Consider the following 14,600-nt stretch of genomic DNA (forward strand, 5'->3'; position numbering starts at 1 on the left):
TGGGTCCCACATCACACAGCGGTGAAGGCGGTCGCCCGGATCCCCCCGTGGGGGCGCTGACCCCCACCGGCGACCCGGTGCTTGCCGCCCGGTTCAGCGTGCCGGTGGTACCGAAGACGTTCGTGCGCAGGCCCCGGCTCTCCAAGCAGCTGGACGCAGGAGTCCAGGGGCCACTGACCCTGGTCGCCGGGCCTGCCGGCGCGGGCAAGACCCTGCTGGTCGCCGACTGGGTCACGGCAGGAGGCCTGCCGGGGCCCGCCGCCTGGCTGACGGTGGAGCCGGAGGACAGCGGCCCCGGCCTCTTCTGGACCTATGTGCTGCAGGCCTTCCGGCACCATGGGATCGCCCTGCCCGACCAGATCGGCAGCCCGGCCCGCCCCGGCACCGTGGACCACTCGCTGCTGACCCGCCTCGCGGCCTGGCTGGACGGACGGGACGTGCCGGTGATCCTCGTCCTGGACGACTTCGACGGGACGTCCGGGTCCGCCGAGGTCGCCGATGAGCTGCAGTTCGTCCTCCGGCACGCGGGCCGAGGCCTGCGCCTGGTGATCATCTGCCGTGCGGAGCCGTTGCTGCCCCTGCACCGCTATCGGGCCGCCGGCGAACTCGTCGACATCCGCAGCGCCGACCTGGCGTTCCGTTCCGAGGAGACGGCGGCCCTGGTCGATCGCCATGGGCTGCCGCTGTCGGCGGACGCCGCCCGTGCCCTGACCGAGCGCACGGGCGGCTGGGCGGCGGGACTACGCCTGTGCGCCCTGGCGGCCGAGCACACCGATGACCCGGAAGGCTTCCTGAAGGACTTCGAGGCCGGTCAGAGCACTCTCGCGGACTTCCTGCTGGCCGAAGTGCTCCGCACCCACCCGGCGGAGACCCAGGACCTGCTGCTGCGCACCAGCATCGTCGAGGAAACCCATCCGGATCTGGCCAATGCCCTCACCGGGCGGAACGACGCGGAACCCATTCTGGCGGAGCTGCAGCACGCGAACGCGTTCGTCGAACCCATCGGGCATTCCTGGTACCGGCTGCACCCGTTGTTCGCGGAGATCCTGCGGGCCCATCTGCGCGTCCGCCACCCTGGCCTGGAGCCGGAGTTGCACCGTGTGGCTGCCAGGTGGCTGAGCGGAGCGGGCCTGCTGAGCGAGGCCCTGCCGCATGCGGCGGACGCGGGCGACTGGGATCTGGCCGCCGCCGAGTTCATCGACGATCTGGCGATCGGCCGGATGCTGACCGGCCTGGACGCCGAGCGCCTGGACGGTCTCTTCGCCCCGATGACCCCGGAGGCCTCCGGGCCCGCGACCGATCTGGTGCGGGCGGCGCGCGAACTGACCCGCCACGACGTGGAGCGAGGTGTCGCCTACCTGCACGACGCGCAGGAGAAGCTGCCCGACGACCCGCGCGAGGCCGCGGCCGCGCAGTTCAGCTGTGCCGTGTTGCAGGTGCTCGCCGCCCGGGTGGCGGGCTCGGCGGACATGGCCGAGACGGCGGCCGAGACGGCGGCGGAAGCCGCGCGTGCGCTGCCCGCCGACCTGCTGGAGCAGCGCCCGGAGCTGACGGCCCTCATGCTCACCGACCTCGGATCGGCCCAGCTGTGGGCCGGCCGCTTCGATGCCGCTCGTTCGACGCTGTCCGCCGCCGTCCGGGCCGCCGACGGGCCGTCGACGGCCTTCCCCCGGCATGAAGCCCTCGGCCGACTGGCGCTGATCGACCATCTGCACGGCTGGCCCGGCCACGCCGAGTCGCACGCCAGGGCGGCGATCTCCGAGGCCGACCACTCCGGTCTGCCGGCCTCCGCGCGAACCGGGGTCGCCCAGCTCGTACTCGCCGCCGTCGCCATCGACCGGGGCGACCTCGTGGCGGCGCGCGACCACCTCGATCAGGCCGTCGCCTCGTCCGCCGCGTCCCGCGATCCCATCGTGGCCGTCGAACTGGCACTGCTGGGTTCCCGGATGCGGCTTGCGAAGGGGGATCCCCAGGGGGCGCTCCAGGACCTCGACGCGATGGCGGAGAAGCCGCTGACCTCCGCGGACCCTTCCCCCTGGGTGCACGACCGGATCGCGATGGCCCGGGCCGCCGTACGACTGGCCGAGGACGACGCCCGGTCCGCGGTACGGGTCTTCGAGAACGAGCCGCCGCAGACCCCGGAGGGCCTGGTGGCCGAGGCCCGGGCGTACCTGGCTGCCGGTGCACCCGAGCGGGCGCTGGGCATCCTCGACGCGCTCCCCGACGACCCCGGTCGTGGACCGGGCGTCACGGCCTGGGCTCTGGTGGCTCGGGCACAGGCCGTCGACGCACTGGGGGATGCCGCCACCGCAGAAGGCCTGGTCGTACGGGCTTTGGCGGTCTGCCGGCCGCATCAACTAAGGCGGCCCTTCCTGGAAGCCGGGCCGTGGCTCGGGCGGCTGCTGAGCCGCCGGCCCGCGCTCACACAGGGACACGACTGGCTGGCCACCGCCCCGGAGATGCGCTCCCCCGGACCGCGTCCGCAGCAGGGATCCGGGCTCCCTTCCCGGGAGCCGCTCAGCGAGCGGGAGCGGGACGTGCTGGGGCGGGTGGCGCAGCTGATGTCCACCGACGAGATCGCAGACGATCTTCATCTGTCGGTCAACACGGTCAAGACGCACCTGAAGAGCATCTACCGCAAGCTGGCCGTGAGCCGACGCGGCGACGCGGTCCGCCGGGCCCGGGAACTGGGTCTGCTGTGAGGCCCGTTCACCTGCCCGGGGTGATGTCCCCCACCTCCTGCCGCCGCAGCATGGAGACACAGAGACACGAAGGACCGGACGACGTCGAGAGAAGCCTGCTCATGCGCTATGAGATCCGCGTCGACGGGCAGATGTCGGACACGCTGACTGCGGCGTTCCCCGAGTTGGACAGCTTCGTCGGACCCCGTCAGACCGTACTGCTCGGCGAGGTCACCGACGAGGCCCATCTGTACGGCCTGTTGGCGCGGTTCCAGTCGCTCGGTCTGCACGTGGTGGAGATGCGCCGGCTCCCGGCGTGAGGGAAGCAGGACTTCGTACGCACGGCGGACTTCGTAGGCACAGCTGGGCCGGCCCCTCTCCAAGCTCTTCCGGAAGCTGCTCCGGGAGACGTCTTGGAGCGGGGCCGGCCCAGCCGGCCGTCACATGCCCAGCAGCCGCGACTTGGCGGCGGTGAACTCCGCGTCGGTCAGCACTCCTTGGTCGCGCAGCTCTCCGAGCCGCTTCAGCTCGTCGAGCAGGCCGCTGCCCGCAGACGGCTGGGCGGCGGCGGGCGCGGCCGGTGCAGCAGGTGCGGCGGCCTGCTGCGCCTGGAGCTGCTCGATGGCCGCCTGCTGGTCCGCTTCGTGCTGCTGGGCCGCCGCGGCCCGGCGTCCGGCGGCGTATGCGGTGCCGCCGACCAGAGCGCCGCGCAGCAGGGGACGGCGTCGTCCGAGAGGCATCGTCCTGTCCTTTCTCTTCCGCAGTTGTGCCGCCGCGTGCGGGCGTCACGTCAGTGTCTGCGGCGTGGCCGTGCCGCTCAGTTCTGCCTCCACCTCGGCGATCTGCTCATGGGGAATGCGCACCGTAGCCAGCAGACGGCCGTTGTGGCGCCGGACCTCCTCGGCGGCCTCCCGGGCCCACACGTTCTCCACCAGCAGGGCGAGGACGGTGGTGTCGGGATCCATCACCATGGCGATCTCGTTGACGTCGTCGAGGCCGACCATCCCGAGCGTGCGGCGCGCGGCGATGTCGGCGGCCACGTCGCCCAGGTTCGCGATGTCCGACAACTCGGTCCTGCCGATACGGCCGTCCGGGCCCTTCGTCACCACCAGCGCATCGAGGATGCGGACGTCATTGCGGCGCTCGATTTCCTGCACCGCGGCCAGGAAGGAGTCCGGAGGCTGACCGGCCGGGAACGAAAGAATGATCAGGTCGATCGGTCCGAGAATGCTCATGCCGGGGCTCCGTTCTTCCGCTGGCTGTATGCCGTGCGCGGTCAGTGCGAGGCGAGGATCTTCGCCTTGGCCTGCGCGTACTCGGTGTCGGTGATGTCACCGTGGTCGTGCAGCCCGGCGAGCTTGGCCAGTTCGTCCGTACTGGTGCGCCCGGCCGCGGGGGTCTCGGCTGCGGCTTCTTGGACGTAGGAGCGGAAGGCCTGCTCCTGCCGCTGCATCTGGCGCACGTCGCGTTCGCCCATGCTTCGCCCGCGGGCGATCAGGTAGACGAAGACGCCGAGGAACGGCAGCACGCAGACGAAGAGCGTCCAGCCCGCTTTGCCCCACCCGTTCATGCTGTCGTCCCGGAAGATGTCCCCGATGACCCGGAAGAGCAGCACGAACCACATGATCCACAGGAAGAAGTAGAGCATGGTCATGAACGCACTGAGGAGGGGATAGTCCGAGCTTGCCAGGGGGTAGTCCACGGTTTGCCTCCACGTGTCGACCGCCGTGATAGCGCGGCGGTGCCCGGCCTTGCCTGCTCCACGCTGCGCTCGCCGACCTGCGGACACATCACCCTGTGCGGGTGGGGTGCGGGCGGCGGCCGTGACAGCGCGACCACCTGCGTTTCCTCGTTGGTCCGGACGGTGTTGTCCCATGAGCGCGGGTTCGCCGTCCTGCCAGGCCGTCCGGCTGGGCGTCACCCGAGGTGGGTGACGCCGCGGCCCGAGCATGCCGTGGCCGCGACAAGCAAGGTCGTCGCGATGAAGGGCAGCGCGGCGGCGAAGTTCGCATGAGCCTGCGCCAGTTCACGCCCACCGTCACCATGACCATGGTGACCGACGGCATCAGCAGGATGAGGAACAGCCCGATCTTGAAGGCGTGCTGGGCCCCGGCGTCATGAGCGTGCCCGGGCCGCCGCAGCCCTCTACCCGGTCAGACGGCCAGCACCTTGGACTTGGCCCGCTCGTACTCGTCGTCGGTGATGGCGCCCTGGTCATGCAGCGCGGCCAGCCTGCCGAGCTCGTCCGCCTTGGTGGCCCCGGCCGTAGGGCCCGTGGCGGCGGTCTGCTGAACGTACGTGCGGAACGCCCGTTCCTGGGCCTGCACCCGTCGCATCTCGCGCTCGCCCATCCCGCGCCCGCGGGCGATCAGATAGACGAGCACGCCGAGGTACGGCAGCGCACAGACCATCAGCGTCCAGCCGGCCTTGGCCCAGCCGCTGAGCGCGTCGTCCCGGAAGACGTCTCCGATCACGCGGAACAGCAGCATCAACCACAAGATCCATACGAAGAACCAGAGCATGGTCAGGAAGACGTTGAGCAGCGGGTAGTCCATGGTTACCTCCGCACGCAGGTGGCCGCGGCGACGGCTGCACGACCGGTGGGGGCCTGCGCCTCATACGGTCCACCGGCCCTCTCCCCCACTGCATCACCCCCCGCGGGTGGGCCCCAGGGATCCGGCGCGGGCAGGACGAAGTCTCATGAGGCGTCGTGCGGCTGCGGCGGGGGTGGCTGCTCCGCGTTCAGCGTCGCGCGACCGCCTGCTGCGAGGAGGGCCACAAGGGCCAGGACGCCGAGCAGGACGAGGCAGAGCAGCAGGATCGTGAGCGCGGTGGGGTGGTTCCACAGCGCGAAGACCAGAGCCACGATCAGCAGGGCGGCCAGCGTGATCCACCGGCGGTAGGTCTGCGCCCAGACACCCACCTTTCCGGTGCGGACCTGGTGCGCGTATGCCCAGGTGGCCGCGGAGTCCGCGGTGCGTTCGGAGGTGCTGCGGATCGCCACCGGCAGCCGTCCGGGACCGATCAGGTAGGCGCCGAGTGCGATCACGATCCCGAGCACGATCGCCGTGCGCAGGCTCAGCCGCAGGAAGCGCAGCAGGGTGTCGAAGACGGCTGCGGCAGCCGCCTGCGACTGCACCTGGGGCGGGAGGTGGTTGAGGTAGTAGTGGCGCGCGACGACCAGGCCGATGGCCACCACCAGGCAGGCGAAGGCCGCCCCGAGGGCGGTACGGGCGAGGGCGCGCCGCTTGCTGCGGGCCAGGAGCACTCCGGCGGCGCCGATCAGGACGACCAGGATGGGGAACCAGGTGCCGATCACGTCCAGCGCATGGGCACCCTTGCGCATCTTGGCGAGCTGGTCGGAATGGAACAGCACCAGCTGCTTGTTGACCTCGGGAATCTTCTCCGCCGGGGACAGACCCGCCGCGACCAATTTCTGTTTCAGCTGGTCGACGGCGGTTCCGACGTCCAGGGTGACCGTGCCGTCGCTGACGCCGATGGCGCCGCGACCCTGCCCGGTCAGCGCGTGCACGACTGCGTTGTGGGCCCTGCGGTTGGCATTCGTCCACACCGTGGCGAAGGCATCGCTGTGCACCACGCGTGTGGCGATCTTCGTCACCGCGCTGTCGACAGCGGAATCGATCTGCGGTCCCAGCCCGCGTACGGCAGCAGTGGCCCGTGGCGGCAGGCCCTGAGCGTGCAGCCAGCCGGCGAGCTCCGCGGCGGCCCGGGCTCCGTCGACCCGTACGTCCGCCGCATGGGAGATGCGCTTGACGGCCGCGTCCTGGATCGCCGGGTCGGTGGCCAGCGGCGAGACCGTGGACACATAGCGGTCGGTGTCGAGCGCGATGTCGTGGACCCACACCGTGAGCAGCGCGACGGGAACGAGAATGCAGGTCAGCACGATCAGTACTGCGGAGGCCGTCGCGCGGACGACCCCCCCGGACGGCGGGCTCATGCATACTCCAGCTTCTCCAGCGGGGTACTTCTACCTCCTCTCCATTGCCGCTGCGAACGCCGCGGAGCGCACATCGGGAAGCCCGTACGCGTGAGAATGCGGGCCGGTGGGGGGGCGATCACAGCGGTGGCATGTCCGAAGCCTGCAGGTCGCGTCGGTCGGCCGAGCGCAACGCCAGCGCCACGGCGACCTCCGCCACGCCGAGCAGCAACAGCCACAGGCCCAGCAGACGGGCGAGCGCGACGGCCGACTCTGCGGGGTAGCCGAGCACGACGATGCCGGCGACGACACCGAGCACCCCGACGCCGAACGTGAGGCCGCGGTGTGCCCGGCCCCGGTCCGCGATCGCGATGTACACCGTCACCAGCCCCGACAGCAGCCAGAACACCCCGACGACGAGGGACAGCACGGCGATGGTCTGCATCGGGTGGCGCAGACACATCACCCCGACCAGCACGGATCCGAAGGCCAGCAGGATCCGCATGAGCCGGCTGCCGCTGTCCCGGTACGAACGGGAGAAGGCCGACACGAACGAGAAGACGCCCCCGAGCAGGAAGTGCAGGCCGATCACCACGCCCAGCACATGCAGCGTCTCCTGTGGCCACACGAGCACGATGACGCCCGGGACCAGGGTCGCCAGGGCCCAGCCGAGCGCCCACAGCCATGCGTCGCCGACGTCCGCCAGGATGTCCTGGGCGTCGGTGGATGCGGGCTTTGGAGTAGACGTCATGGTGTCGCCTCCGACGTCGGGCCGGGTCCCGTGATCCCCCGCGCCGGGTGAGGGCGCCTCACATCCGCTGGTCGGTGACGTCGTCGCGCCGCACCACGCACAGGCCCCAGATGATGAACCCGTACATCGCGATCAGCGTCAGCGACCACATCGGGTAGTAGGGGAGGGACAGGAAGTTGGCGATGATCAGCAGGGATGCTATGACCACACCCCCGACCCTGGCCCAGGTGGCCGCCGTGAACAGGCCGAGGCTCACGATCACCCCGACCACACCGAGGGCCAGGTGGATCCAGCCCCAGCTGGTCAGGTCGAACTTGAAGACGTAGTTGGGGGTGTTGACGAAGACTTGGTCATTGGCGATCGCCATGATGCCGCGGAAGATATCGAGGACACCGGCGATCATCAGCAACACCGCGGCGAACACGGTGAGGCCGGCAGCGGCGGCCATTGTGCCCGGCGAATGGCGACGAGGAGTAACGGTGCTGGCCATGGCCGGCCTCCATTCCTCACGAGGGCTGCTGCGCGCAGCCGTTCACCACCGACCCTGCACCCGGTGGGCCGCTGCGTGATCACCCGGGGAGGGTGAGGTTGCACCGGTTGCCTGCTGCTGTGCTGGGCGTGCACTCCCACGAGGCCGAGGAGGCTGAGATGGCTGCCGAGTTCCGGGGGAGGATCGCGCGGGAAATCAGCGACTCGGTGCCCGGCGTCCTCGACATCGTCTGGGACCACATCGGCTTCGGCACCTTCGACAGCGACCGGTCCTGCCCGGACCTGGTGTACGACAACCACCCCCACGAGGTGAAGCAGACCCCCGACCGGGGCTGCCCCTTGTCGAGGAAGCCGGCCGACCGGGCGATCGAGTTCATCCGCGACGCCGAGGTCGTCGCGCTGGACACACCGTGGTTCACCCGCCTGTGCCCCGGCGCCGGACACGAGGTCTACCGCGAGCCGGCCCTGCGGCGTGAGATCGAGCGGGGAACCATGCCCGAGGGAACCGGGCTCACCCCGATCAATCCGCACGGCGAGCCGTATGCGCTCGGGCCCGGTGGGGCGCCGTGGCCGGCCGACGAGTTCGTCCGCCCCTGGCAGACCCTGAACGAGGACGAGCAGCGCCTGTTCGCCCGAATGACGGAGATCTTCGCCGGGTTCGTCCACCGCACCGACGCCCAACTCGACCGTGTTCTGGACTACTTGGCCGAGTCGGGGCAGCTCGACAAAACCATCACGGTCATGGTGTCCGACAACGGAGCAAGGGGTGAGGTCGGCCCGAACGGCTCCCTGAACGAGAACAACCTCTTCGACGGCGTGCCCGACGACCTGGCGGACAACCTGCGGCACCTGGAGGACCTGGGCAGCCCCAAGACCTACAACCACCCCCCGACGGGGTGGGCCTGGGCCTTCGACACGCCCTTCAAGTACTGGAAGCGGTGGGCCGCCTACGAGGGCGGCGTCGCGGGCCCGATGTTCATCTGGCAGAAGGTCGCCTCACCCGGCCGGGTGCCGGCGGGCGACCACATTCCGTCCGCCCTCTTCCGCGCCGACGACCGCAAGGACAACGGCATCACGGTCGGGACCCTGCCCCTGCACGTCGACGACCGCGAGGCGGGGGCGATCCGGATCAGGACGCAGCCCGGCATGTTCGCCGGCGACGGCAAGTGTCTGTGCGTGGGGCGCGACAGCGGCCAGGCCGTCTCCGGCGACTACGACCCGCCATTCCGCTTCCTGGGCGGCACGATCCGCTGCGCGCAGGTCGACGACAGCGGTCAGCCCTTCGCCGACCTGGAGAAGCAGGCCACCGGCGCGTTCACGGGCGACTGGCAGGCGGTGTCTGGCAACCACCCGGAAGGAGGACGGCACGATGAGCGGCAGCGCTTGGACCGTGGTGGCGGTGGCGGGCGTCACCGCCGCCTACGCCCTCTGCTCGCGTCGGCTGTCGACCACGCCCGTCTCCTCGGCGATCGTGTTCACCGGATGCGGCATCCTCATCGGTCCCGCCGTCCTCGACATCGTCGGCATCGAACACGACTTCGCAGCTCTGACGGCCCTGCTGGAAGCCGCCCTGACCCTGGTGCTGTTCACGGACGCCATGGCCGTCCGGCGGCGTGACCTGGCCACGGGCGACTTCCTGCCCGGCCGGCTGCTGGGCATCGGCCTCCCGCTGAGCATCGCCGCGGGCTGGCTGCTGGCCTGGCCGCTGTTGCCGGGGCTGACCGCATGGGAGCTGGCCCTGGTGGGCGCGATCCTCGCCCCCACCGACGCCGCTCTGGGCAAGAGCGCCATGTCCGATCCCCGGGTGCCGGCGCTGGTTCGCGAGGGTCTCAATGTGGAGAGCGGCCTCAACGACGGAATGGTGCTGCCGTTCTTCGTCGTCTTCCTCGCGGCCATCCCCGGCACGTCCTACGCGCACGAGGGCGTGGCGGGCACCTTCTGGCGTGCCCTGCTGCTCAGCAGCGCGCTGGGCCTGCTGGTCGGCGGCTGCGGCGGGCGACTGCTGCAGGCGGCCCGGGCCCGTGGCTGGGTTGCCCGGGAGTGGGGGCAGATCCTGGTCCCCGCCGTCGCCGTGGTCTCCTACGAACTGGCTGTGATCACCGACGGCAGTGGCTTCATCGCCGCCTGGGTGGCCGGGTTCGCCTTCGGATACACCCTTCGGCACTTCCCCGTGTCCGCCGGCACCGGGCCGGACAGCGGGGACGACACGTCCGAGTTCGCCGAGACACTGGCGGGCCTGCTGGCGTCGGTCAGCCTGATGCTCTTCGGCGCGGTGCTGCTGGGACCTACGCTGCAGCACCTGACCTGGAAGCTCGTGCTCTATGCCGTGCTCAGCCTGACCGCGGTGCGCATGCTGCCCGTGGTCCTCTCGTTGCTCGGCAGCGGACTGCGACCGCCGACGGTCGCGTACGTCGGATGGTTCGGGCCGCGTGGTCTCGCCTCTGTGGTGCTGGCGCTGCTCGTGGTGGAGGCGCATGTGCCGGGCACGGAAACGGTGGGCCGGGTGGTCGCCGTGACCGTTGGGCTCAGCGTCCTGCTGCACGGTGTGTCGGCCGTGGCGCTAGCCGGGTGGTACGGCGCCTGGTTCCGGCGCACGAGCGCGGCTGCCGGGCATGAGCTGCGGGAGGGCGCCATAGCACCGGAGAATCCGGGGTTGCCCGCCGGGCCCGGTCCTACGCGGTGAGGTCGGTCCTCGCGCTCACGTGTCCGGCGGCCACGGCATCGCCCAGCGCCCGGTGATCGCGCTCGTTCTGATCGGCGTAGGCCTGCGCGAAACGGGCCAGTGCCCGGTCGAAGGTGTCGCCGCGTCCGAGGTACGCGCCGATGGCGATCGGATCGCCGGACCGTGCGTGGGCACGCGCCAGTGAGGCGCCGCACAGCCGGCCGAAGAGCGTCAGGGTCGCGGGATCCATGGTCTCCGGCCGGGCGATGCCCTTCCAGTCCCGCAACTGCCGTACGTAGAAGTCGCGTTCGCGGCCGTCGATGCCTGTCATGTGCTTCCAGCCGAGGAAGATGTCGCTGGCGGCCTGCATCAGCCGCTGCCCGGCCACCACCCGCTCGCCCTGGTTCTCGTGCGCGCTCACGCCGCTGTAGGGAGCGAGGACCGAGTTGCCTGCCTCCTTGGCCTGCAGCAGCAGCGGGTCCTCCTCGTCCCGGCCCAGCAGCAGGATGATCCAGCAGCGGGTGCCGACGCTGCCGACGCCGACCACCTTGCGGGCCATGTCGACCACGTGGAACCGCCCCAGGAGGTGCTGCCGCTCCGACGAGAGGGTGCGTGCGTAGTCCGCGACCAGTCGGCGCAGGGTCCCTTGCAGCTCGTCGCCCTCGGTGCCGGGCAGCAGCTCGTCGAGCGGTGTGACGAGCGGCGGATCGGAGATGATCCGGGGTGCGCCGTCGACCAGCCGGGTCAGTTTCCCGAAGGCCTGCAGGCTGGTCCGGGTGCGGGCCTTGGCCGACGCGGTGTCGACCCGTCGGCGGTCGCTGTGCCTCAGCCGGTCGGACAGGATCGCCTCGACCTGGGCGACGTCGTCGCGTGCGTACCAGATGTCGAGGGTGCGCATCCCCGCGAAATCCCGCATCCGCTCGCGGTAGGCCCGGACGCTTTCGCGCACGACCGAGGCGCAGTCCGCTTCCGGGAACGAGTTGGCCCGGCCGGCGATCACCAGGCTCGCGGCGAGCCGCTTGACGTCCCATTCGAACGGGCCCGGCAGGGTCTCGTCGAAGTCGTTGATGTCGAAGACCAGACGCCGCTCGGGGGAGGCGAGCATCCGGAAGTTCAGCAGATGGGCGTCGCCGCACAGCTGGGCCATGAGCCCGGTGTGCGGGGACGCCCCCAGGTCGGACGCCATGATCGCCGCTGCGCCGCGGTAGAAGCGGAACGGCGATTCGAGCATGCGGCCGTAACGGATCGGGACGAGTTCCGGGACCCGGGCGGCGGACTGCCGCTCGATGATGTCGACGGGATCCGGCCGCTTGGCGTCCGGTTCGAAAACGGCATGGGCGGAGCGCGGCAGCACGGCCCGCGCTGCCCTGCCCAGCGCCGCACGCTCGGACGAGGACGAAGGACTCGCGTTCATCGTGACCATGGCCGTTCCTCCTTTCTGGCATCGTCACGGTTCGCTGCTCGCGTGGGATCACCCCGGGCAGGTGATGTGCCGGCCTGGGCCGTGAGCTGTGATACGCGTGTGAGCAGTGCCGAGACTCCGGCTCGGACGGCCGGCCCGAGCGACCGGCCGCCCCGGCCGGTTCAGAGGTGGACGGCTCGTCTGGCCCTGCTGGTCGCGACCGCCGCGATCGCGCTGCTGCTGGCGGCTGCCGGGGTCAGGAGCATCGCCCTGCTGCTCGTCGGTCTGGCGGGACTCGCTGCCACGGCGGCCGCCACGTGGTGGGCGCTCACCCATCACGGCCTGCTCCGGGTGCTTTCCTCCGCCCTGGCAACGGTGGTGCCGCTGGCCGTGCTGCTGTACTACGCCGCCGTGCACCTGCTGTGGGCCGCCTTGTCGGCCCTCGCCCTGGGGGCCGTGGCGAGACTGACCGGGCGAGCCGCCCTCGGCGCGGAGGCGCGTCCCGCGGGACCGCCACAGCAGCGGACTCCACCGCCGGAGAAACCGTTTCTCATCATGAATCCCCGGTCGGGCGGCGGAAAGGTCGGCAGGTTCCACCTCGCGGAGAGGGCCCGGGAACTGGGCGCCGAGGTCGCCGTACTCGACCCCGCTCACCCGCAGGACGTCGCCGAACTGGCCCGCCGAGCCGTGGCCGAGGGTGCGGATCTGCTGGGAGTCGCCGGAGGGGACGGCACCCAGGCGCTGGTCGCAGGGGTGGCCGCACAGCACGACATACCGTTCATGGTGATCTCGGCGGGCACCCGCAACCACTTCGCGCTGGATCTCGGCCTGGATCGTGCCGACCCCTCGACGTGCCTCGACGCTCTCACCGACGGAGTCGAACTCCGCATCGACCTCGGCTTCGTCTGCGACCGCGTCTTCGTCAACAACGCGTCCTTCGGTGTGTACGCGCAGGTCGTACAGAGCTCCGCCTACCGGGACGACAAGGTGGGCACGATCCTCCAGCAGCTCCCGGAGCTGCTGACCCACCAGTCCGGCCCGCGACTGACCGTACGCGCCGCCCACATGCTCTTGGACGCGCCGCAGGCGGTGCTGGTCAGCAACAACCCCTACCAGGTGGGGGACCCCGCCGGCCTCGGTCGCCGCACGCGGCTGGATTCCGGCGCGCTCGGCGTCCTCGGTGTCAACGTCGACAACGCGGCCCAGGCGGTCGAGCTGCTGCGTGGCCGGCACTCCCGCGGGCTCACCGCGTTGACCGCGGACGAGGTGGTCGTCGACGCCGATGCCCCGGAGATCGCGGTCGGCGTCGACGGCGAGGCCCTCGTGCTGTCCACCCCCGTTGTCTGCCGCATCGCGCCGGGTTCGCTGCGCGTACGGGTGCCCAGCGGCCGGCCGGGGGTGCCGCGGGCGAATCCGCCGACGGACTGGCGGGCCCTCGGCCGACTTGCCTTCGCACGCCGCAACGGGGCCTCGGCGGGCTGACCGCGGCAGGCCCGTCGGCGGGAACCGGCTAACGGGCCCGCAACTGCTCGTCCAGCGCCGCAGTCTGGGCACGACGCGGGCCGGCCGGGCCCTCCGGGCCGTAGCCGAGCCGGATCAGCATCTGGGCGTGACCGGTGTGGTGGGGGTCCGGGCCCAGGCTGCGGCGCAGGTCGGGCCATTCCATCGGCTGGTGCAGCAGCGACGCGCGCAGTCCCAGGACGGTGGCCACCAGCAGGACGTGTTCGAGTGCCTCTCCCGCGCGCAGCCAGTCCGTACGACGGTCGTGCTCGGTCCTGAGCAGGGCGATGGCCGGGGCGGTCTCGAAGTCCTGAGCGGGCAGCTGCCCGGGGTGGCGTGCGGCGGTGAAGTCCCGCATGGGGATGCGTTCGCGGGCGTCCTGGAGGCCGAGTGCGGTGTGCGGAAGGCCGACGTCGAACGGGCTGTCCGGGTCCCGGTGCACCCAACGGCGGCTCTCCCTGCCGCGGTCGGCGTCGAGGCGGTTGCGCTGCTCGGCCTCCGCGGTCACCCGCAGCAGCCGGACCGTCTCGGCGGCCTCGGGAAAGTTCAGTGAGGCGCCTTCCGCGTGAGCGGCCTCGGCGAGTTCGACGCGTGCCTGCGGCGGCAGGGGCCTGTCGGTGAACGGGAAGCGGCTGCTGTGTCTGCGCCAGATCGCCGGGTAGAGGTCGCCGCGGTGTTCCTTGCCGTGCCGACCGGCCGGTCCTGTGGGCCGCACGACGGCGAGCAGGCCGGGCTCGTCGGGGCGGGGCAGCAGCCGCACCACGGGTGACCAGCCGAAGTGGGACACCGCGACACGGAGGTTGAAGACGGACGCGCCCACCGACAGATGCAGCGCACGGCCGGCCGGATCGGCGTACCGCAGGCCGCGCTGCGGGTCCGCGCGCACCTCGAAGGCGACGGTCTGGGGGTCAAGCCTGAAGCGCCAGGGCTGCGTGTTGAAGATCGAGGGCGCGGCCACGGCTGCCGCCACGCAGGCTTCCAGGGTCTCGGCGTCGAGAGGCACGGATGGCATGGTGCCCTCCTCCCGCACGGGCTTCGGAACAGATGGTTGTCCTACGAGGGTGGGCGCCCGGCGGCCTCCGGGTGAGGGGCCGATGGTCCCCGTCAGTCAGCCGGTCAGGCCACCGATGACGTCGAGCGTGGGACGGAACGCCCCGCCCGGGGGCGGACGACTGCTG

General features: G+C 71.2%; 13 protein-coding genes and 1 pseudogene. 5 read left to right on the forward strand and 9 right to left on the reverse strand.

The features are described from left to right. Window positions 1-47 precede the first annotated feature (47 nt). Window positions 48-2,702: a LuxR C-terminal-related transcriptional regulator gene (locus ACFY1U_RS39515; protein WP_390698868.1), complete on the forward strand. Its 2,655-nt coding sequence runs from the start codon at window positions 48-50 to the stop codon at window positions 2,700-2,702. A 101-nt stretch (window positions 2,703-2,803) separates the two neighbouring features. Further along, complete coding sequence (locus ACFY1U_RS39520; RefSeq protein WP_390698869.1) at window positions 2,804-3,001, forward strand: hypothetical protein; 198 nt, start codon at window positions 2,804-2,806, stop codon at window positions 2,999-3,001. Between the two features lie 120 nt (window positions 3,002-3,121). Here the strand turns inward: ACFY1U_RS39520 and ACFY1U_RS39525 are convergent, their stop codons facing one another. The 7 genes from ACFY1U_RS39525 to ACFY1U_RS39555 form a co-directional block, all read right to left on the reverse strand. After that, window positions 3,122-3,421, reverse strand: a complete 300-nt coding sequence (locus tag ACFY1U_RS39525) for an SHOCT domain-containing protein (protein ID WP_390698870.1) — start codon at window positions 3,419-3,421, stop codon at window positions 3,122-3,124. A gap of 45 nt (window positions 3,422-3,466) precedes the next feature. Then, entirely contained in the window at window positions 3,467-3,916 is a 450-nt protein-coding gene (locus ACFY1U_RS39530; protein ID WP_390698871.1) for a DUF6325 family protein, read from the reverse strand. 41 nt (window positions 3,917-3,957) lie between these two features. Then, a complete protein-coding gene (locus ACFY1U_RS39535) occupies window positions 3,958-4,335 on the reverse strand; it encodes an SHOCT domain-containing protein (RefSeq protein WP_390698932.1) in 378 nt (125 codons plus the stop codon). Window positions 4,336-4,834: 499 nt separating this feature from the next. Continuing rightward, on the reverse strand, window positions 4,835-5,236 hold the full coding sequence (locus ACFY1U_RS39540) for an SHOCT domain-containing protein (RefSeq protein WP_390698872.1): 402 nt from the start codon (window positions 5,234-5,236) through the stop codon (window positions 4,835-4,837). 143 nt (window positions 5,237-5,379) lie between these two features. After that, complete coding sequence (locus ACFY1U_RS39545; protein ID WP_390698873.1) at window positions 5,380-6,639, reverse strand: hypothetical protein; 1,260 nt, start codon at window positions 6,637-6,639, stop codon at window positions 5,380-5,382. A 118-nt stretch (window positions 6,640-6,757) separates the two neighbouring features. Next, the gene (locus ACFY1U_RS39550) at window positions 6,758-7,369 is read right to left on the reverse strand and encodes an HdeD family acid-resistance protein (protein WP_390698874.1); all 612 of its coding nucleotides are present in this window, start codon (window positions 7,367-7,369) and stop codon (window positions 6,758-6,760) included. Between the two features lie 58 nt (window positions 7,370-7,427). Then, entirely contained in the window at window positions 7,428-7,859 is a 432-nt protein-coding gene (locus ACFY1U_RS39555) for a hypothetical protein (protein WP_390698875.1), read from the reverse strand. Between the two features lie 158 nt (window positions 7,860-8,017). Here ACFY1U_RS39555 and ACFY1U_RS39560 point away from each other — a divergent pair. Together ACFY1U_RS39560 and ACFY1U_RS39565 are read left to right on the forward strand one after the other, a co-directional pair. Then, window positions 8,018-8,833: pseudogene (locus tag ACFY1U_RS39560) on the forward strand (sulfatase-like hydrolase/transferase); the annotation flags it as partial. Window positions 8,834-9,329: 496 nt separating this feature from the next. Beyond that, window positions 9,330-10,541, forward strand: coding sequence for a cation:proton antiporter (locus tag ACFY1U_RS39565; RefSeq protein ID WP_390698876.1), 1,212 nt, complete (start codon window positions 9,330-9,332; stop codon window positions 10,539-10,541). Here the strand turns inward: ACFY1U_RS39565 and ACFY1U_RS39570 are convergent. Next, a complete protein-coding gene (locus tag ACFY1U_RS39570; protein WP_390698877.1) occupies window positions 10,531-11,943 on the reverse strand; it encodes a DUF2252 domain-containing protein in 1,413 nt (470 codons plus the stop codon). The two genes, ACFY1U_RS39565 and ACFY1U_RS39570, sit on opposite strands and share 11 nt — an antisense overlap. 180 nt (window positions 11,944-12,123) lie before the next feature. On the opposite strand from ACFY1U_RS39570, the gene ACFY1U_RS39575 reads away from it, so the two are divergent. Next, entirely contained in the window at window positions 12,124-13,404 is a 1,281-nt protein-coding gene (locus ACFY1U_RS39575) for a diacylglycerol/lipid kinase family protein (RefSeq protein ID WP_390698933.1), read from the forward strand. Between the two features lie 28 nt (window positions 13,405-13,432). Here ACFY1U_RS39575 and ACFY1U_RS39580 read toward each other — a convergent pair whose 3' ends face one another. After that, window positions 13,433-14,434, reverse strand: a complete 1,002-nt coding sequence (locus ACFY1U_RS39580) for an Acg family FMN-binding oxidoreductase (RefSeq protein WP_390698878.1) — start codon at window positions 14,432-14,434, stop codon at window positions 13,433-13,435. Between the last annotated feature and the right edge of the window lie 166 nt (window positions 14,435-14,600).

Origin of the sequence: Streptomyces sp. NPDC001351 (assembly GCF_042896045.1) — a bacterium.
Taxonomy (GTDB): domain Bacteria; phylum Actinomycetota; class Actinomycetes; order Streptomycetales; family Streptomycetaceae; genus Streptomyces.